The 18851-nt window shown below is 46.6% G+C and carries 16 protein-coding genes; 10 read left to right on the forward strand and 6 right to left on the reverse strand.

Going from position 1 to position 18851, the window contains the following annotated elements; all coding sequences use genetic code 11:
* The first annotated feature begins 267 nt into the window (after positions 1 to 267).
* From RIG68_RS22655 to RIG68_RS22675, 5 genes are all read left to right on the forward strand, one after another.
* Positions 268 to 1326: a ligand-binding sensor domain-containing protein gene (locus tag RIG68_RS22655; protein ID WP_350127683.1), complete on the forward strand. Its 1059-nt coding sequence runs from the start codon at positions 268 to 270 to the stop codon at positions 1324 to 1326.
* A 51-nt stretch (positions 1327 to 1377) separates the two neighbouring features.
* Positions 1378 to 1707 (forward strand): hypothetical protein, encoded by a 330-nt coding sequence (locus RIG68_RS22660; protein WP_350127686.1) that lies wholly within the window; start codon positions 1378 to 1380, stop codon positions 1705 to 1707.
* Positions 1708 to 1885: 178 nt separating this feature from the next.
* Positions 1886 to 2269 (forward strand): hypothetical protein, encoded by a 384-nt coding sequence (locus tag RIG68_RS22665; protein WP_350128033.1) that lies wholly within the window; start codon positions 1886 to 1888, stop codon positions 2267 to 2269.
* Between the two features lie 176 nt (positions 2270 to 2445).
* Positions 2446 to 3144 (forward strand): helix-turn-helix transcriptional regulator, encoded by a 699-nt coding sequence (locus tag RIG68_RS22670; protein ID WP_350127689.1) that lies wholly within the window; start codon positions 2446 to 2448, stop codon positions 3142 to 3144.
* 65 nt (positions 3145 to 3209) lie between these two features.
* Positions 3210 to 4169: an alpha/beta fold hydrolase gene (locus tag RIG68_RS22675; RefSeq protein WP_350127692.1), complete on the forward strand. Its 960-nt coding sequence runs from the start codon at positions 3210 to 3212 to the stop codon at positions 4167 to 4169.
* A 249-nt stretch (positions 4170 to 4418) separates the two neighbouring features.
* On the opposite strand, the gene RIG68_RS22680 is transcribed toward RIG68_RS22675, so the two are convergent.
* Positions 4419 to 6815 (reverse strand): GH92 family glycosyl hydrolase, encoded by a 2397-nt coding sequence (locus RIG68_RS22680; RefSeq protein ID WP_350127695.1) that lies wholly within the window; start codon positions 6813 to 6815, stop codon positions 4419 to 4421.
* Positions 6816 to 7036: 221 nt separating this feature from the next.
* Between RIG68_RS22680 and RIG68_RS22685 the strand changes: the two genes are divergently transcribed.
* The 4 genes from RIG68_RS22685 (at position 7037) to RIG68_RS22700 (ending at position 8739) form a co-directional block, all read left to right on the forward strand.
* Positions 7037 to 7528, forward strand: coding sequence for an Xre family toxin-antitoxin system antitoxin (locus RIG68_RS22685; protein WP_350127698.1), 492 nt, complete (start codon positions 7037 to 7039; stop codon positions 7526 to 7528).
* Positions 7528 to 7989, forward strand: a complete 462-nt coding sequence (locus tag RIG68_RS22690) for an RES family NAD+ phosphorylase (protein ID WP_350127701.1) — start codon at positions 7528 to 7530, stop codon at positions 7987 to 7989. The genes RIG68_RS22685 and RIG68_RS22690 overlap by 1 nt, the downstream gene beginning before the upstream one ends.
* A gap of 172 nt (positions 7990 to 8161) precedes the next feature.
* Positions 8162 to 8476 carry a hypothetical protein gene (locus RIG68_RS22695; protein WP_350127704.1) on the forward strand — a complete coding sequence of 105 codons (315 nt, stop codon included), beginning with the start codon at positions 8162 to 8164 and terminating at the stop codon, positions 8474 to 8476.
* Positions 8473 to 8739, forward strand: a complete 267-nt coding sequence (locus tag RIG68_RS22700) for a type II toxin-antitoxin system RelE family toxin (RefSeq protein WP_350127707.1) — start codon at positions 8473 to 8475, stop codon at positions 8737 to 8739. The genes RIG68_RS22695 and RIG68_RS22700 overlap by 4 nt, the downstream gene beginning before the upstream one ends.
* Positions 8740 to 8818: 79 nt before the next feature.
* Here the strand turns inward: RIG68_RS22700 and RIG68_RS22705 are convergent, their stop codons facing one another.
* Positions 8819 to 11950: a VPS10 domain-containing protein gene (locus RIG68_RS22705; RefSeq protein ID WP_350127710.1), complete on the reverse strand. Its 3132-nt coding sequence runs from the start codon at positions 11948 to 11950 to the stop codon at positions 8819 to 8821.
* 263 nt (positions 11951 to 12213) lie between these two features.
* Between RIG68_RS22705 and RIG68_RS22710 the strand changes: the two genes are divergently transcribed.
* A complete protein-coding gene (locus RIG68_RS22710; protein WP_350127713.1) occupies positions 12214 to 14715 on the forward strand; it encodes a phosphocholine-specific phospholipase C in 2502 nt (833 codons plus the stop codon).
* Between the two features lie 212 nt (positions 14716 to 14927).
* Here the strand turns inward: RIG68_RS22710 and aroF are convergent, their stop codons facing one another.
* The 4 genes from aroF to RIG68_RS22730 all read right to left on the reverse strand — a co-directional run bounded on the left by aroF (position 14928) and on the right by RIG68_RS22730 (position 18850).
* Positions 14928 to 15950, reverse strand: a complete 1023-nt coding sequence (aroF, locus tag RIG68_RS22715; RefSeq protein WP_350127716.1) for a 3-deoxy-7-phosphoheptulonate synthase — start codon at positions 15948 to 15950, stop codon at positions 14928 to 14930.
* A 113-nt stretch (positions 15951 to 16063) separates the two neighbouring features.
* Entirely contained in the window at positions 16064 to 16861 is a 798-nt protein-coding gene (gene trpA, locus RIG68_RS22720; protein ID WP_350127719.1) for a tryptophan synthase subunit alpha, read from the reverse strand.
* 136 nt (positions 16862 to 16997) lie between these two features.
* The gene (gene trpB, locus RIG68_RS22725) at positions 16998 to 18194 is read right to left on the reverse strand and encodes a tryptophan synthase subunit beta (RefSeq protein WP_350127722.1); all 1197 of its coding nucleotides are present in this window, start codon (positions 18192 to 18194) and stop codon (positions 16998 to 17000) included.
* The gene (locus RIG68_RS22730) at positions 18194 to 18850 is read right to left on the reverse strand and encodes a phosphoribosylanthranilate isomerase (protein WP_350070151.1); all 657 of its coding nucleotides are present in this window, start codon (positions 18848 to 18850) and stop codon (positions 18194 to 18196) included. The genes trpB and RIG68_RS22730 overlap by 1 nt, the downstream gene beginning before the upstream one ends.
* Between the last annotated feature and the right edge of the window lies 1 nt (position 18851).

Raw genomic sequence — 18851 nt, forward strand, 5'->3', positions numbered from 1 at the left:
TTTCTGACTGGTTCGTATACACCAAGGGTTGGGCACCAGCTCGAGCAAGTTCTCGATAACAGCCAGGCTTGGGCTCCAACACCCCGGGGCTATCCCCACGCACCATAACGGAGCCTTTTTTGGTAGGGATTAGGCAGTGACCTTGCCAAAAGCATACTTTCAACAGCATGATTTTGGTGTATATTCACCGATAACATGTAATGGGTATAAACCACACTTTTGTCGCTTACTCAAATGTTAGCTACATAAAAAAAAATGATACAGTTAATGAAAAATATGTTTATAACGATTTTGGCTGCGATTGCTATTTCTTGTAATGGACAAGTACAAAAAGAACAACAAACTCTCCAGGCTGAGAAAGGTTCAGAAATGGTCAAAATTCCTGTTCCTAAAAATGGGTTTTCAGATGCTTATCTCGACAAAGACGGTTCTATTTGGTTTTGCAGTAACGGCGGTGGTATATATCATTATAATGGAAAAGCATTTAAAAACTATACCGAGGAAAACGGATTGAGCAGTAACCAAGTCTATTCCATTACCTCCGACCATAATAATAATATGTGGTTCGGAACTCAAAACGGTTTAACCAAATACGACAGAAAACAGTTTGAAAATATTCCTCTACCATACCAAGACACCACAACAGGTTGGATTAGCACTGTTTACCCTACGCTAAGCCCCAATGCTGCGCATTCTTTAGCAACTGATAATAACAATAATTTATGGATTGGTACCGCTGGTAATGGTGCTTATAAATATGATGGGGAAAACTTCAAATCCTATTTAACTGAAATAGGCAAAAAGCAAGAAGATAGCTTATATCACAATTGGATTCCGTGTATAAGTAAAGACAACAAAGGAAATATGTGGTTTGCTTCAATGATTCATGGAGGAATTAACAAATTTGATGGGGAAAAGTTTACTCAATTTTCAATTAAAGATGGCTTAAGCGATAGCCAAGTAAGAACCATTTATTCTGACCAATCAGGAAACATATGGATGGGCTTTAATGGAAATAGAAACAGCGGACTAACGGTATACGATGGCAAGTCATTTATAACATTTTCAGAAACAGATGGTCTTTGCAGTAAGAGAATAAGGGCCATTTACGAAGATAGAAATGGTAATCTTTGGCTTGGAGCACAATTTGGAAATTTATGTGTCTTAGAGGGTAAAAAGTTTTCTGAATTTAAATACAACGGTCAGACTTTTTCTGACCTGTTATTCATTTTAGGTGATTTGGAATACAATATTTGGTTTGGAGGAGTAAATGGAATTTGGAAATATGACGGAGAGATAATAACAGCAATGACAACAAATAAATGATAAAATTTCTACAGCTAACCATGTATATAAAAATAAGCGAAATGGTGCTAAATGAATAGCTTGTGGGTAGTATCAAACTTTGTGCTTAACCGAAAGTTCAGGGCTTCAAAATCGCCTGCTTTTGATATACTATACGTTGTGGGTCAGCCCAAATGCATTCCCCATAAAATCACTGCCAGTCACCTTGGCAAAACCGGTTCAACCATCAGCACAAAAAAATCCCGCAAGCAGTGGCGGGATTTTCAATTTTCGGGTGGGGAGCCTACAGATGTGCGGCTCATTCTTCTGACTGGTTCGTTAACACTAAGTGGCTATTCACCAGTGGAGGGCCGGCTTCTGGTGGCGATTAGTGGAGTAACCTTTACAAAAAATTACTTTTAGCCGCTAGATTTTGAAGTATCTTCATGCATAACATATGAGGTGCATCACATGTACTGTGCGTGTTACTCAAATGTTGCCAATAATGTGAATAGACGACACGAACGAAATAATTATGACTTTAGAAGAATATACATATTATCGCACAGGAACCACAAAAGTCTCTTTGATTATTCGAAATATGTTCTTCAAACCATTCTTCTCGTCTTCACTTAGGTCCTTTTGGAAATATTGGAACCCAAGTTGGGGGTATTTTCTTCTATTCTATTGCTACAAGCCATTCAGAACCGTTTTCCCGAACTGGGCATCCCTGATTATGACTTTTTTAATTTGCGGTTTGCTTCACGATATGATTTATATAATACCAAAGGTGATGAACAAGGGCGAATTTGTATTTCCCTTTATAACAGTGTGGTTTTTGATAATTTCAATTGGAATTTTATTGACCGAATATCTTCGAATTGATTTTAAAAAAACCAACTTAATGTACCGTCCGATTTTTCATTCAGGTTATCTGGTAGGTACGTTTATCTTGACAAGATATATTGATTTATCAATTGGGTAACGGATAAAACTATTGACAACACGGCATATAAAAAATGGCAAGTTTTAGCTAAACCAATCTTAGTTGCGTGTTTGGTGGCCTCTGATTTTCCTTCGAAAGATCCTCGCACACAAACACCCATCTTTCCATGCACCAACTGTTGTCGACCACTTAAAAACCAGTAACCAAATAGAAAAATGGAATATTCCGAGGTAAATAGGTTATCTCGACTAACCGCAATTTTAGTTCGATTTCAGACGAAAAGAATTATCACAGCTACTGAATTGTCGGAAAAATTTCAGGTGAGTAAAAGGACCATCTACCGGGATGTAAAAGCACTTGAAAAAGCCGGTGTACCCATTTTGACCGAGGAGGGAAAGGGGTATTCCTTGATGGAAGGGTATAGAATTCCACCAGTGATGTTCACTGAAAAACAAGTAAACGCCCTGATACTGGCAGAACAGCTCGTATTGAAAAGTAAAGACACCTCTTTTGTGCAGGATTATGCAGAGGCCATTGATAAAATCAAGTCCATTCTCAGATATACCATTCAAGACAAAGCCAATCTACTGGCTGATAGAACACAATATGACGAGGCGCTCAATCAGGAAAGAAACAGCAGCAACTTGTCGGACCTGCAAAATGCGCTCACCAACTACAAGCTGGTCAAAATAAGGTATGTTAATAAGGAGGGCTCCACTACTGACAGAATCATCGAACCTTTTGCCGTGTTGAGTGCTGAAAATTGGTATTTGATTGCGTGGTGCCGCTTGCGGAAGGAATTTCGGTTTTTTCGGCCGGACAGGATTCAAAAAATGGAAGTGCTGTCAGAAAATTTTGACCCTCATAAGTTGACCCTACAAGAATATTTTGACAAATATCAAAGCGCTCCCTGACCCTTGACATAAGGCTGTCTCACCCCGGTCATACGTTTGTCTTAAATCTTTAAAAAAACATAAAAATGACAAACGTTACGAACTCACTTCTTGCTGAAACAGGGTTTCCAAAGCCTACTATGATTTCAGTGAATGGCGTAGAACTGGAAGTATTTGAAGCTGGTCGACAAAATGCGGGAAAACCAATTGTACTATGTCATGGCTGGCCAGAACACGCCTTCTCCTGGCGTCATCAGGTGCCTGCGCTGGTCGAAGCCGGCTACCACGTCATTGTGCCAAACCAACGGGGTTATGGCAACTCATCTCGTCCGAGCGAAGTTACTGCCTACGACATTGAACATTTGTCGGGTGATCTTATCGCACTGCTCGATCATTACGGATACAAAGATGCCACCTTTGTAGGTCACGACTGGGGTGCGATGGTCACCTGGTGGTTGACGCTGTTGCACCCAACTCGTGTAAAGAGAGTTATTGCCCTGGCCGTGCCCTACCAGGTGCGTGGCGAAAGACCCTGGATCGGTTGGATGGAAGAAATATTGGGTGGCGATTATTATTTTGTCCACTTCAACCGACAGCCGGGGGTGGCAGATGCCATTTTGGATGAAAATGCTCCGCAGTTTCTCCGCAATATATTCCGGAAGAACGTCCCCCAAACCGTTCCTGAACCAGGCATGGCTATGATCAATCTCGCCAGAGCCAAAGCACCACAAGGCGAGCCCGTGATGAGTGAAAGTGAGCTGGCTGTTTTCGTCTCCTCTTTCGAATCGACAGGGTTTACAGGGAGTATCAATTGGTACAGGAACCTTGACCGCAACTGGCAATTATTGGCCAATGCAGACCCCATCATCCAACAGCCGACACTTATGATCTATGGCAATCATGATGTGATACCAAAGTTTGAAGGACTATCGGCCTTTGTGCCCAACGTGGAAGAAGTGAGCTTCGACTGTGGTCATTGGATTCAGCAGGAAAAACCAGCCGAAACTAACAAGGCAATCTTGAAATGGTTAGAGCAGCAAAACTGATGTTGAAATAGAATCATTTTGACCAAATAGCCGAGCAGATTGGAAGAAATGGCTGGAGAATAATCATCGATTAAAACAGTCTGTTTGGCTTATTTTTTTTCAAAACATCAACAAAGACTGCTTACCCCTATCGTCCTTGTTTGACCGCTGCGGAAAGGCTGCCCGCCCGGGAGGACATGATGAGTCAGGCGATTGTATCGCCCCATGCCTACTACTATAGTCGGCCCTTTGAAATTACCCTTTCCGACTTCAATTCCCTACCGACATCGAAGCTGGCGCTGCGCCTCGTCCCGTACCCCATTTCTCATTGGGTGTTGGCCCCATTTGGAAGATGAGCTCACCTCCTGCCGTGATTTCGTCCTGGGTAATCCAGGTGCGGTTGAAAACAGTACCGTTTAATGTAGCCGATTGAATGTACTTATTGTCTTTAGAATTGTTGAGCGCTTTGATTGCAAAGGTTTTATTTCCGGCGACCCTAAGGATTGCCTCGTCAAAAAACGGGCTGCCAATCACATAGTTGGTGGAGCCTGGCGTGACAGCATAAATACCCAGGGAGCTGAGCACATACCAGGATGACAAGGAACCCATGTCTTCGTTGCCACACAGCCCGCCAGGGCCAGGCCGATACAACTCTTCGCAAATCTGTCGCACCCGCTCCTGCGTTTTCCAGGGCTGTCCTGCGTAATTGTACAAATAGGCCACATGGTGCGAGGGTTGGTTGCCGTGCACATACTGGCCTATGGTGCCCACCACTCCCACGTATTTGGGAGGCGTGATCAGCGGGCTCATCTCAAAAAACGTATCCAGCTTTTTGGTAAATGCTTTGTTACCACCAAAGAGGTCAATCAATCCCTGAGGGTCGTGCTGCACCGACCAAACGTACTGCCAGGCATTGGATTCTGTATAGTGTCGGTTAGGGCGACGCCCCACCAGCAACGGATCAAAATATTTGTAGTAGCGGTGCCCCTCGTATTCCTCAATTTCCTGTTCATGGTTACCCAGAGGCTCAAGCCATGTTCCATCCGCTTTCCTGGGGCGCATAAACTGTGTTTCCTTGTCCCATAGTTTGGCGTAGTTTCCTGCACGTTTCATAAACAGCTTGTAGTCGTCAGGCTTGCCAAGCGCTTGCGCCAGCTGAGCAATACACCAGTCGTCGTAGGCAAGCTCCAAGGTATTAGGCACAGCTTCGGTCACCCGGTCGACAGGTGTGTAGCCCAGCTCCAGATAGTAGCCCAAGCCTGCTCTTCCCATATATTCAGGAACGGGAGGCTGAGGGTTTTGCAATGCTTTGGTGCGCATAGCATCGTACAGCTTCTTAATGTCGTAGTCACGGTAGCCTTTCATGTAGGCATCCACAATAACCGGAATCAGGTGGTCGCCCACCATCGACTCCTTAAAAACGCCCTGAAAATGCTGGGCAGGCAACCACCCAAAGTTGTCTACTTTGGCTTCAATCGACCGGATAAAATCATTGACGTGCTCCGGTGCAGTTAGGGTTAACAATGGATGCTGTGAACGATAGGTGTCCCAACACGAAAAAGAACCATAAAAATCGAAGCCTTTGGCAACGTGGATCTTCCCGTCCGATCCTCTGTACCTGCCATCTACGTCCTGGGAAATGTATTGCGACAAGAACGAGCGATAGAGAGCGGAATAGAAAATCTGCTTTTGATTGTCGGAAGCGCCGTCAATTTGAATGGTAGAAAGCTCCTTTTCCCAAACCTGGCTGGCCGCCTTTCTCACCTTTTCAAAATCCCAATCGGGGATTTCAGCTTCCAGGTTCTTCCGTGCTCCTGCTACATCGACATAGGAAATGCCCACTTTAACAAGGATTTGTTCCTTCTCGTCGGTTTCAAACTGCACAAAGGCTCCTATTTTCTTACCGGCTTCCCCACTTTTATAAGGAAAAATACTGGCGCCCGACTCAGGCGTCACATAGTTGGCATCGAAGGTGCCGTAGTATAGAAATGGCTTACTGAATTCAGCAACAAAATACAACTTGCCCTGCTCAGTCGTTTTCACGCCTTCAATCCGGTTGTTGTTCACTATACTCAATTCTGAGTTTTCCTCGGAATAAGCACTTCCTATCTGATGCCCCAGATCCAGTATCACCCGAGAGTTTTCTGCTTTGGGGAAAGTATAGCGGTGCAGCCCGACACGCCGTGTGGTGGTCAATTCCACCTTCACATCGTAGTCTTTGAGCATGACGGAATAATAACCTGGCGATGCTTCCTCCTCTTTGTGTGAATAACGGGAACGATAGCCACTATCCGGGTTTTCCTCTGTCCCTGGAACTACCTGCAGCATATTGCCAACTGTCGGCATCAGCATCACTTCACCGCCATTTACCATGCCCACACCACTCCAATGGGTATGGCTGAATCCGATAATTGACGTGGATTGATAGATGTAACCAGCACAATACGTCCACCCGTCGGTTCCCACATCCGGACTTACATGGACCATTCCGTAAGGCAAGGCCGGCCCGGGAAAGGTGTGCCCGAAAAAATCAGTTCCCAAAAAGGGATTGACGTGGCTTGTCAGGGCCTGTCCGGAGCTTTGAGCGAAGGCAACCTGATGGGTAAATACCAACAGAGCCAGGGCAAGTCTGAAACGCAAAAGGAGTGTCGAGAATCGTGAGGGCATTGTGCTAAAATTTTAAAATCAATAGTGGGCGACTAAAATAGTATTTAGAATGGTCAATGCCGAAGCGGTTGAAAGGAATGGGCATTTCTATAGTCTTAATATGACTGCCAGGCTACCGGGGAGGTTAAGAAACTAGAAGGTGGCACTACCTTACAAACTAATCAAACAATTTTTTCGTTATTAGGACAAATAAGATATTTTTACAGACAAATGTCCTAGCCATGGAATTAGCAAACACTGAAAAGCAGCTGTCCAAAGAACTCACATCTTTTCTTAAAGATACTGCGGCATATGAACACATTAGTATCCCAAACGAAATAGATTATAGCGATTTTCTGAAAAGCAAAATTTTTCTCGTTTTCGCTATAAGAAGTGGCCTACCCTATTCTATTTTCAATTTAATTCAGAGGCAGAGCCCATTTTCGCTACATGATTGGTCCGGATTTTTGAACATCTCTTATAAGTCCTTACAACGTTATAAAGCCGAAAAAACCAGGTTCAAACCCCTGTATACTGAGAAAATATTTGGGATGGCAGAGGTGCTCGATACTGGTGTTGAAGTATTTGGTGACTTGGAAAAACTAAAACTCTGGTTGACTACGGAAAATTATTCCTTGGGTAGCTTGAAGCCAATTGAGCTTTTGCGAGATTCTTATGGCAAAGACTTGGTTTTGGCGGAATTAACGAGGATTGATCACGGCATTCTTGTCTAATGGAAGTATTCAGACTATCCAGGCTAAAATACATTTCAGACCTGTCAGGAAAAGGAGCAGCAATCAAAGGAGCCAGATGGAATAGTATTGGTACCGAAATAATTTATACTGCAAGTAATAGATCTTTGGCTATGGCCGAAGTGGCCGTCCATTTTTCATTGGCAACAATTCCGGACGATTACTATATGCTCACCATATTTATTCCAGATAACACCTCAATAATAACTTTACAAGTCAAAGACCTTCCTCCAAGATGGAATCAATTTCCTCACAATGAAAATACCCAGAAATATGGCGATGATTTCGTGAATGCGAATAAGCACTGCCTGCTGAAAATTCCTTCTGTCGTAACAAGGGGTGATCACAACATCCTTATAAATCCATTCCACTCTGAATTCTCAAAAATTAAAATAACCACTCAGGAAAAATTTCCCTTTGATGAAAGGTTGTTTCGTCCGTAAATACTAAAACTACACAACGGCTTCGCAGGCAAGGAAATGACATTGGGTATCGCAGTCAGGCATCTTGAAAACTCGACAGACAAGAACTTTTGTCCTCCTACAGCTTACAACAGTATATCCCCTGGCATCACTCTCTAAACCAACTTAATTCCCCTTCTTCCACCTGCTTTTTGTGGGCAGACCATTCGGTCACGTAAAAGCTGTCCACTGCCTTTACAAACTCACCTACCTAAAAGCCACATTTGAAAAGATACCGATAATGCTGATATTTAGGAAAATTACAGAAACCATGAAGGCAGCTATTTTATCCAGTGATTCTGATTCTGACATGAAGCTACTCATAGAACTAGCAAATAAATTAGGAATTAAAACCAAGATCTTGAGCAGCGAAGATGCTGAGGATTTGGCAATGGCATACCTCATTGATGAAGCAAAAACAGGGGAGTATGTAGACACTCAGGATTTCATCAGTAACCTTCGTAAATGAATATCCGAATCGATAAATCCTTTGAAAAGGACGCCAAAAAGATAAAGGATAAAAAAGTACTGGCTCAACTGGCTGACGTAATTGAACACACCCAGGCCGCCGGAAATATTACTGAAATCAAAAACATCAAGAAGCTGAAGGGTGCCGACAGCTATTTCCGAATCAGGCTGGGAGATTTCAGAGTCGGTGTATCAATCGAAGGTGACACTATCGATTTCATCAGGTTTCTTCCCCGAAAGGATGTCTACAAATACTTTCCGTAGAGAAAAATTAGTTTTCGCTTAGGTCCTCGTTTGAGCAACAGCGCCAACAAAACCTAGCCATCGATTGTGGAGGCTATCATCACTCCCTAAACCAACTCAACTTCGCCTCCTCCACCTGCTTTTTGTAGGCAACCCAATCGGAAGCGTAGAAACTGTCCACCGCTTTCACAAAGTCTCCAACCAGCTGCTCGGCCTCTTCGATTACCTTCACGTCCTGGCTGGTTGGCACGAATAAACGGCCTCTCAGCGCCTGCGATGCATCGCTCAGCTTAGACGTCGCCGTAACGGCAAATGACTGCCAGGCACCTACCTGCTTGTCGGGGCGAGGGGCACGGGCCATGTCGTTAAGCGCTTTGATTTTTTGCTGTATGGCTTCGGAAGCCGTCACAACTTCTATGGCTGCGACCGCTTTAGCCTGGACTAGCACATGTTCTATCGTTTTGTCGCTTGCTTGCAACCTGGCCATGGCACTGGACAGCTTTTCGGTAGACATATTGAGTCGCTTGCTCAGTGTGTAAATAGCCTTGTCCACCTCCTCGTTGTACTCAAAGCGAGGATCCGGAATCACCTTCACAGTTGTTTCCGAGCTGTTGTCGCCATATTTGATCTTGATACTAAAGACGCCGGGCAGCACAGGAATATCACGTGAGTCCTCTCCTACCCACGCACCCGGCAGGCGGGCCATTTGCTCGTCGAGCTTCCAGGTAATGTAGTTGAGCCCAGCCACCACGCTGTCGGTGCTTACTGTTTGGATCAGCTGGTTGCCGGCATTGTACACCTCAGCCATGGCTTTGTCACCTGCGTTGTTGTCTTTGACAAAAAACGGAATTTCCACTTTCTGAAACGGCTTATTGGCGCCCTCGAAAGTAGTATAAAAGCCTGTCCAGATATTGCCGGGAGGATTGATAAACAAGCCTTTTACCTGCACAGCGTCGTTGACTGGCAAAGCCGTCAACGGCAGTTGCTCCAGCTTGCCTTTGGCTAATTCACGCAGCGACAACAGGTCATCCAGCACCCAAATGGCCCGACCGAAGGTGCCTACAATCAGCGCCGATTCCCTTTGCTGAATCGTCATGTCCATAGTTGACACAGATGGGAAACCATTTTTAAACTGCTCCCAGGTTTTGCCTTCATCAATACTGATCCACAGGCCGTTTTCAGTCCCCAGAAACACTAGCTTCGGTTCCTTGCTATCCGGCATTACCGACAGGGCATAGCCTTTCACCTGACTGGCGTCCGCCATGCGTACCCAGGTTTTCCCATAGTCTTGCGTGCGGAACAAGTAAGGTGCATAGTCGCCCTGGCGGTAGTTATTAGCCACCAACCACACTTCACCTGCGTTATGCGGTGAGGTCTTCATTTGAGCAATCCAAGCATGCCTGGGCAATCCTTTGATGTTGGCAGTGACGTTGGCCCAGCTTTTTCCGCCGTCTCTGGTAAGGTGTACCAACCCATCGTCGGAACCCGTCCAAATCACGTTTTTATCCAGATAGCTCGGTGCGATGCTCAAGATCGAGTTGTAAATCTCAGCCCCGGAAGCATCGATGGTCAGTCCGCCGTAGTCCTGCCGCTGATGGTCAGGGTTGTTGGTGGTGAGATCAGGCGAAATGATCGTCCAGGTTTGGCCTTTGTCGGTGGTTTTGTGAACAAACTGGCTGCCGTGGTAAGCCAGGTTGTTATTGTTCGGGTCTTGCGCAAAACCTGCATTCCAATTGTACCGCAGGCGGGTTCCCATATCGGGTGACTTAGGCTGTATGTTTTGGTAGTAGCCGGTCAACTTGTCGTAGCGATAGAGCTCGCCATTTTGCGAAGTGCCGTAGCCAAACCGTGAGTCAACCGAGTCGGGTTGAATGATAAAACCATCACCCCCCACCAGGTACTGCCAGTAGAGTGTGCGGATGCCGCCCCGCTTCCACACATAACCGGGGCCCGACCAGTTGCCGTTGTCCTGCATGCCGCCGTACACATTGTAAGGCATGTCTTCATCTACATTGATGTGATAAAACTGGGCCACGGGGATCGTTTCCGGGAAATACCAGGCTTTGCCATGATCGTGGGTAATGCCAATGCCACCATCACCACCAATGATGAAGAAAGTGGGATCGTTCGGGTCGACCCAAAAAGCATGAAAGTCAGCGTGGATGCCCTTGGTCTCATCCGCCGGGATCATTGGCACCGGATCGAAAGACACACCTCCGTCGTAACTCACATGCAGCGGCTGGTAGATATTGTAGAGCCTGTTGGGGTCTTTGGTGTCCACAGCCAGCTCCTGAAAGTAAAACGGTCTGTTATTGGTAAACCTGGGGTTGTCGTTGATCATTTTCCACGACAAGCCGCCATCGTCGCTGCGGTAAAGGGCATTTCTGGTAGCTTCCACTTTAGCGTAAATCCTATCCGGGTTGCTTGGGGCAATGGCCAATCCTATCCTGCCCAGCTCTCCGGCTGGTAGTCCTTCTTTTTCTCCGAGCTTTTTCCAGGTTTCCCCAGCATCGTACGTGATGTAAAGTCCCGATCCAGGACCACCGGAAGTAAAGCTGTACGGGGTACGGCGATGCTCGTACATGGCTGCAATTAACTTATTAGGGTTAGCTGGATCTATCACCAAATCGGCAATGCCTGACTTGTCGTTGGTATAAAGGATTTTCTTCCAGGTAAGGCCCCCGTCTGTTGTCTTATACAATCCTCGTTCGGTATGCGGTGTAAACGGATCGCCCATCACCCCCACGTACACCGTGTTCCCGTCAGTCGGATCAACGATAATTCTGTGGATAGTTTTGGAGTTTTCCAGCCCTACCTGCTTCCATGTTTTTCCCGCATCAATCGATTTGAACAATCCCAATCCTAGGCTCATGGAGTTGCGGGGATTGCCCTCACCTGTGCCTACCCACACTACGCTCGGGTTGCTCTGCTGCACAGCAATGGCGCCGATATTGACCGTTGGGGCGTTATCAAATATGCTTTCCCAGGCTGTTCCTCCATTTTCCGACTTCCACACACCACCTGAGGCAGCCCCTATGTAAATGATCTTTGTGGGCGTATCGGCCACAGCGGCAATGGCAGTGATCCGTCCGCTCATATTGGCAGGACCGACATTCCTTATTTTGAGATTTTGAAACTTGTCGGAGGGGAATTTTTGTGCGAGACTGCCAGAAAGGGTAGCAATACTCAGGACAAAAACCAGAACGTATTTGATGTGCTTTTCGGAGATCATACCTGTATGTTTAACGAAGGAAAGGTATTAACCAATCTCCGATAACTCAACCGGCAAAAGGATGGATGGAGAAAACAACCAACCTTCAGCCATTCTTTTGACGTCTGCCAGCAAAACCATTTGGGGTATTTCCTTTATGTTAACATATTCGTATGTTATTAAAGAACACTTAATGGCCGAGTCAATCCATTTTGCAAGCCGGGTCGATATTATTGCACCCAGTGTCCAATTGCGCTGGCCTAACCTATCTGAAAACAATATTTATGAGTGATTCGAGAAGAGAGTTCCTGAAAAAAGCGGCCCTGCTGGCAGGCGGCACCAGCGTATGGAGTACCCTGCCCATTTCGATTGAAAAGGCTTTGGCTATTTCACCTGATCCCGGCACTACTTTTTACGACGCCGAACATGTGGTGCTGCTCATGCAGGAAAACCGGTCGTTCGACCATTGCTTTGGCATGCTCAAAGGGGTACGTGGCTTCAACGATCCCCTCGCTATTTCGCTGCCAGATAAAAACCCCGTTTGGTTTCAGCCTGACAGTGCCGGCAACAGATTCGCCCCATTCCGCCTCGATATGAAAGACACCAAAGCCACCTGGATGGGCGGCGTGCCCCACTCCTGGGAAGATCAGGTCGACGCCCGCAACGATGGCAAGTACGATGGCTGGATAGAAGCCAAACGACCCGGCAACAAAGACTACAAGCACATCCCCCTTACCATGGGTTACTATACCCGGGAGGACATTCCTTTCTATTATTCTCTGGCCGATGCCTTTACCGTCTGCGACCAACACTTCTGCGCCGCCCTTACCGGCACCACCACCAACCGCAGCTACCACTGGACAGGTAAAACACACGGCGAGCCAGGCGACAAGGCTAAAGTGAGGAATGGGGAAGTGACTTATGATAGAGAGGCGAGCTGGACAACTTTCCCTGAGCGACTGGAGGACAACGGCATTTCATGGAAAGTATACCAAAATGAAATCAGTCTCCCCACTAATGTAGAAGACGACTCGCTGCTGGCCAACTTCACCGACAATAACCTGGAGTGGTTTACGCAGTATGGCGTGCGTTATAGCAAAGGCTTTCACGAATTCCTGAAGACCAAAGAAAAAGAACTGCCCGGTGAGCTTGCATCATTGGAAAAACAACTGAACACCCCTGGCGCAGATAAAGCCAAGCTACAGGCGCAAATTGATGCAACGAAGCAAGGTATCGTTCAGGTAAACGACCTTCTTCAGCAATGGACACCAGAAGCGTTTGAGAAGCTTTCTGCTCGTGCCAAAAACCTGCACAACAAAGCTTTCACCACCAATATTGGTGACCCCAACTACCACAAGGTGGAAGACATGACCTACTCCGGCAATGGAACAGAGCGTACCACCAAAGTACCCAAAGGGGATATCCTCCACCAGTTCCGCAAAGATGTGAAAGAGGGTAAACTCCCCACTGTTTCCTGGCTGGCAGCACCACAGAAATTCTCCGACCACCCGAGTGCTCCGTGGTATGGTGCCTGGTATGTCTCTGAGGTGATGGACATCCTGACTGAAAATCCAGAAGTTTGGAAAAAGACCATTTTCATCCTCAACTACGACGAGAACGACGGCTATTTCGATCACATCCCTCCTTTTGTAGCACCCAACCCAGCCGACCCAAATGATGGCAAAATCTCAGATGACTTAAAAGCCGATGGCGAGTATGTGACCGTAGATGAAGAAATAAAAGCTGGCTTTGACGAGAAGGAGGCAAGGACTAGTCCGGTAGGTTTGGGTTACCGTGTGCCACTTATTGTGGCCTCACCATGGTCTCGGGGTGGATGGGTGAATTCAGAAGTGTGTGATATCACGTCTACCATCATGTTCATGGAAAAATTCCTTTCCAAAAAGACAGGTAAAAAAATTGAAGAGCCCAACATTAGTTCCTGGCGCCGGGCAATCAGTGGCGACCTCACCTCTGTATTCAGACCATACAATGGCGAGCAGATTGACATACCAGCGTCACTTGATAGAGATAAGTATATTCAGGAAATCTACAATGCCAGCTTCAAAGGCTTGCCCAACAACTTCAAAGCCCTTAAAGCAGATACCAACATGTTGACTTCACAGCTCCCAAAGCAGGAGCCTGGCACCAAACCTTCCAGTGCACTGAACTACGAATTGCATGTCACCGGCAATTTGACCTACGATAGCAAGTATTTCCGTGTTCGCTTCAAGGCCGGAAAGAGCCTGTTTGGCGAGAACTCTTTGGGCGCACCGTTCAACGTGTATGCTCCCGGCAGTTACCGCAACCCTGCCACAAATACTTTTGAACCTGTAAAAACCTGGGCCTTCGCTGTGAAGGCTGGCGATGAAATCGAGTACCAGTGGCCACTGGATAACTTCGAGGGTGGACAATACCACCTGAGAGTGTATGGGCCAAACGGCTTTTTCAGGGAGTTTGTTGGCAATGAAGGGAATGGCATAGACGTAACTTGTATCCCGGAAATGATTGGAGGAAAAGTCAATGGTAAGCTAAAAGTTTCCATCATCGACAGAAGCAAAAGTGCCTTAAAATTAGAGCTGAAAGACGATAAATACCAGCACGTTGAAGAAGAACTAAAGCTAAAAGCCGATGGTTTGGAAAGTGTAACGCTCAATACTGCATCTAGTAAGGGTTGGTACGACTTTTCTGTAACAAGCCCCGGCGACCCCAATCTGAAGGTACGCTTTGCAGGCAGGCTGGAAACCGGAGCGGATAGTATTTCAGATCCGTATATGGGGAGGGGGTAACGATTCCTTGACGTCATTGCGATGGAGGTTGCCAATTGCCATCTATGTAGCCAATTGTCAAGCGACAGAAGCAATCTTGGTAGTTAGAACCCGGCTCCGAAATAGGCAAGATTGCTTCGTCACTCCCTCACGACAAACACAATGAGAAATGCCGGAAGTTCCTCGCAAAGACGGCAAAGTTTGTAAGTCAGTATCCAATTGGCAGGCTCCACTTAAACAGCCATCTCAAACTCTTCTCTCAGCGCATAGGTCTTCTTCATCTTCCTGATGAGTGCCGCCGACTGCTGGAAGTCCAGTGTCTGCTGGCCGTCGCTGGCCGCCTTTTCGGGAAGCGGATGTATTTCGAAGATCACACCATCAGCTCCTGCCATCACTGCGGCCAGCGACATGCTATCGACATAGTCACGAATCCCGATGCCGTGAGATGGATCAACCACCACAGGCAAATGGGTTTTGTCTTTTAAAATGGGCACAGCATTCAAGTCAAGCGTGTTGCGACTGGCTTTCTCGTAGGTACGAATACCTCGCTCGCAAAGGATGAGCTTCTCGTTGCCACCTGAAAAAACATATTCTGCCGAATATAAAAGCTCGTCAATAGTGCCTGAGATACCCCTTTTGATCATTACGGCCTTATCCACTTTACCCAATTCGTCAAGCAAGTTGAAGTTCTGGGTGTTTCTGGCGCCTACCTGAAATACATCCACGTATGGATACATCTCGTCAATCTGCGACACCTGCATGACCTCAGTTACGATCTTGATGCCTTCCTCTCTGGCGATGGTATACCACATCTTAAGTCCATCGATGCCCATGCCACGGAATGAATATGGCGAGCTCCTCGGCTTGAAAACGCCACCCCTCATGATGTTCACGCCGTTCTCTTTCAGGTGTTTGATAGTCTCCCTGACGTTCTCCTCTCCTTCTATGCTGCAAGGGCCAGCCATTATAGAAAAGCTTCCTTCTCCAATGACCACGCCGTCACCCAAATCGATAGTGGTTGACTTCACTTTCCACTTTTTCGACACCAGCTTGTAGTCGTCCGACACCTTGTGGATGTCGATTATGCCTGGCAGAAAGCCGAGCTGCCTGATATCCACATTGGTTTTGCCTATACACACCAAATAGTCGCCCATCTGGGTTTTTACCTCTGTGCCTTTGAATTTCAGTTTGCCAAGGGTATCGATGATCTTGGCTTTGGCCTCCTCGGAAATGGCCGGGTCGAGCTGGATAATCATAACGGGTGTTTCTTAAAAGTTTCTATTTGATATTGAAAGCATAAAGCTTTTTATCAACGATTTTCTGGCTTCATTACCCCTGTCCGCCAGATGGCGGATGTGAAGCCAGAAAATCATTTACCTTGTTTTATGCCTTTTACGAACTGCTTGATGTCCGCCTCCATATTGTCTGACTTCTCCAACAGGTCAATGAAGGCGCTGCCAATAATGGCTCCGCTGGCATAGCGACAGGCTCTTTCGAAGGTTTCATGGTTGGAAATACCAAAACCAATTAACCGTGGGTTCTTCAGCCGAAGCATTTGTATGCGGGCAAAATAAGCTTCCTGCACCTCACTCACGGCCCCTTTGGCACCAGTGGTGCTGGCAGAGGAAACCATGTAAATAAAACCTTCGGTGTGCTCGTCTATTTCTCTGATTCTTTCCTCAGACGTCTGAGGCGTAATGAGGTAAATATTGTGGAGACCATATTTGGTGAAGATCTCCTTGTAGAACTTTCTGTATTCGTACACGGGCAGGTCTGGCAAAATCAGCCCATCAATGCCAATCTCCTGGCATTTGACGCAGAACTTCTCCAATCCGTATTGCATCACCGGATTAAAGTAGCCCATCAATAAAACCGGGATATCGATCTCAGAACGCATGCCCTTCAATTGATCGAAAAGCAGCTTCATATTCATGCCGTTCTCCAATGCCTGCTGATTGCTTTTTTGGATGGTAGGCCCATCGGCAACAGGATCCGAAAAAGGGATACCGACCTCAATAACATCAGCACCACCGTCCTGCAAGGCCTTCATGATCTTTCTGGTGTCATTAATGCCAGGATAGCCAGCAGTAAAATACATCGACAATATATGATCTGCCTTTTCGGTAAAAAGGGTGTCTATCCTATTTGCTTCTACTATTTCACTCATGTCATTCTTGTTTCAAAAATTACCTCTTTTTGGGTTGCTCGCAAAGACGCAGGAGACGCAAAGCTTGTACTTCAGCCTTCGATCTTTCTTTCTACTTCTTACTTTCGCACTCTCCTACTCCTTACTCTCCCACTCTCTAATACCCTCCCCACTTAATATAAGTCTCCAGGTCTTTGTCGCCACGGCCGGAAAGATTAAGCACCACAACATCATCTGGCTTGAATGTCAATTTCCCCAAAGCGGCAATGGCATGGGCCGATTCGATAGCGGGAATAATACCTTCGAGGCGGCTCAGCTCAACGCCAGCCACCATGGCCTCTTCGTCTGTAGCATTCAGGAATATACCCCGTTGACTATCGAACAAGTGAGCGTGCAAAGGGCCAATGCCAGGATAGTCAAGCCCAGCTGAAATAGAATGTGGCTCCACAACCTGGCCATCTTCAGTTTGCATCAGTATCGTGCGGCTGCCATGCAAAACACCATCCCGGCCCAAAGCCGTTGTAGCTGCTGACTTGCCCGAATCAACTCCGTGCCCAGCTGCCTCCACAGCTACCAGTTGCACTTCTGGCTCATCGAGAAAGTGATAAAATGCACCAGCCGCATTGCTTCCGCCACCTACACAAGCAACGACATAGTCGGGGGTTTCGGTTCCTTCTTTGAGCAAAAGCTGCTCCCGCATTTCCTCACTGATCACCGACTGAAAACGAGCTACCATGTCGGGATAAGGATGCGGGCCAACCACGCTTCCAATGATGTAGTGCGTTTCGTTCGGATTATTGATCCAGTGGCGCATCGCCTCGTTGGTGGCATCTTTCAACGTACGGCTGCCCGATTTTGCCGGACGCACTTCCGCTCCCAATATTCGCATTCGCTCTACATTCGGCCGTTGCCTGGCCATGTCCACTTCACCCATGTACACAATGCACTCCATGCCCATGAGCGCACAGACGGTAGCAGTGGCCACTCCATGCTGACCGGCACCAGTTTCCGCAATGATCTTTTTCTTACCCAACCTCTGAGCGAGCAAGATCTGCCCAACAGTATTATTCACTTTATGGGCACCAGTATGACACAGGTCTTCTCTTTTCAGGTAAATTTTTGCACCGTACTTTTCAGACAAACGGCTGGCAAAATACAATGGCGTAGGTCGCCCAACATAGTCTTTTAGCAGCCCGTGAAAGGCTTCCTGAAATTCCGGAGCATACATAATGTCGAGGTATTTTTCCTTCAGCTCCTCTACATTTGGATAGAGCATCTCAGGAATGAAGGCACCTCCAAACTTTCCATAGTATCCCTGCTCGTCCACTGCATATTTGGATATTGTTTGTTCCATCAGATTGTCTCTTTTTTCAGTTTTCCCATTCTCTTCTTCAATGCCAGCAGCTTATCGATGTCTTTCAAGCCGGGCGAAACTTCAAACCTGCTGTTCACGTCAATCCCGAAAAGCTTAGGCAAGTCCAACTGCTCTATATCATCTATATCCTCAAGGCTAATGCCCCCGCTCAGAAAAAAGGGAATACTTAGCTTGTAAGAGTTGAGCAATGTCCAGTCAAATTTCTCGCCCGACCCTCCGTAGTTAGGTGTCTTGGTGTCGAAAAGAGCATAATCGATACATCCTTCAAACGCCTCCACTTTTTTGAAATCAAAAGAATTGCTCACCTGAAAGGCTTTGATCACCTTCATTCCTTTTTTCCTCAACTCGACACAATACTGAGGAAACTCGTCTCCGTGGAGTTGCACATACTCCAACTTGTATTCCTCTACCACTTTCACAATGTCCCAGAGAGGAGCATTCACAAACACCCCTACCTTTTTTGCACCCGGAGGAAATATGCTCGTGCCTGTAAACAACAATTCGCTACCAACGAACCGGGGCGACTTTGAGAAAAAAATCATCCCCATGAAATCAGGCTCCACTTCTTTAAGCCTCTTAATGTTGTCAGGAAATTTCATCCCGCACACTTTCAAATGCAGACGTTGGTTAGCCATA

Origin of the sequence: Imperialibacter sp. (assembly GCF_040222385.1) — a bacterium.
Taxonomy (GTDB): Bacteria; Bacteroidota; Bacteroidia; order Cytophagales; family Cyclobacteriaceae; genus Imperialibacter.

What these genes read in the sequence shown, in the direction of transcription:
- RIG68_RS22655 (WP_350127683.1), top strand. Translation starts at nt 268, where the DNA reads ATGAAAAATATGTTTATAACGATTTTGGCTGCGATTGCTATTTCTTGT.
- RIG68_RS22660 (WP_350127686.1), top strand. Translation starts at nt 1,378, where the DNA reads ATGAATAGCTTGTGGGTAGTATCAAACTTTGTGCTTAACCGAAAGTTC.
- RIG68_RS22665 (WP_350128033.1), top strand. Translation starts at nt 1,886, where the DNA reads ATGTTCTTCAAACCATTCTTCTCGTCTTCACTTAGGTCCTTTTGGAAA.
- RIG68_RS22670 (WP_350127689.1), top strand. Translation starts at nt 2,446, where the DNA reads ATGGAATATTCCGAGGTAAATAGGTTATCTCGACTAACCGCAATTTTA.
- RIG68_RS22675 (WP_350127692.1), top strand. Translation starts at nt 3,210, where the DNA reads ATGACAAACGTTACGAACTCACTTCTTGCTGAAACAGGGTTTCCAAAG.
- RIG68_RS22680 (WP_350127695.1), bottom strand. Translation starts at nt 6,815, where the DNA reads ATGCCCTCACGATTCTCGACACTCCTTTTGCGTTTCAGACTTGCCCTG.
- RIG68_RS22685 (WP_350127698.1), top strand. Translation starts at nt 7,037, where the DNA reads ATGGAATTAGCAAACACTGAAAAGCAGCTGTCCAAAGAACTCACATCT.
- RIG68_RS22690 (WP_350127701.1), top strand. Translation starts at nt 7,528, where the DNA reads ATGGAAGTATTCAGACTATCCAGGCTAAAATACATTTCAGACCTGTCA.
- RIG68_RS22700 (WP_350127707.1), top strand. Translation starts at nt 8,473, where the DNA reads ATGAATATCCGAATCGATAAATCCTTTGAAAAGGACGCCAAAAAGATA.
- RIG68_RS22705 (WP_350127710.1), bottom strand. Translation starts at nt 11,950, where the DNA reads ATGATCTCCGAAAAGCACATCAAATACGTTCTGGTTTTTGTCCTGAGT.
- RIG68_RS22710 (WP_350127713.1), top strand. Translation starts at nt 12,214, where the DNA reads ATGAGTGATTCGAGAAGAGAGTTCCTGAAAAAAGCGGCCCTGCTGGCA.
- aroF (WP_350127716.1), bottom strand. Translation starts at nt 15,950, where the DNA reads ATGATTATCCAGCTCGACCCGGCCATTTCCGAGGAGGCCAAAGCCAAG.
- trpA (WP_350127719.1), bottom strand. Translation starts at nt 16,861, where the DNA reads ATGAGTGAAATAGTAGAAGCAAATAGGATAGACACCCTTTTTACCGAA.
- trpB (WP_350127722.1), bottom strand. Translation starts at nt 18,194, where the DNA reads ATGGAACAAACAATATCCAAATATGCAGTGGACGAGCAGGGATACTAT.
- RIG68_RS22730 (WP_350070151.1), bottom strand. Translation starts at nt 18,850, where the DNA reads ATGGCTAACCAACGTCTGCATTTGAAAGTGTGCGGGATGAAATTTCCT.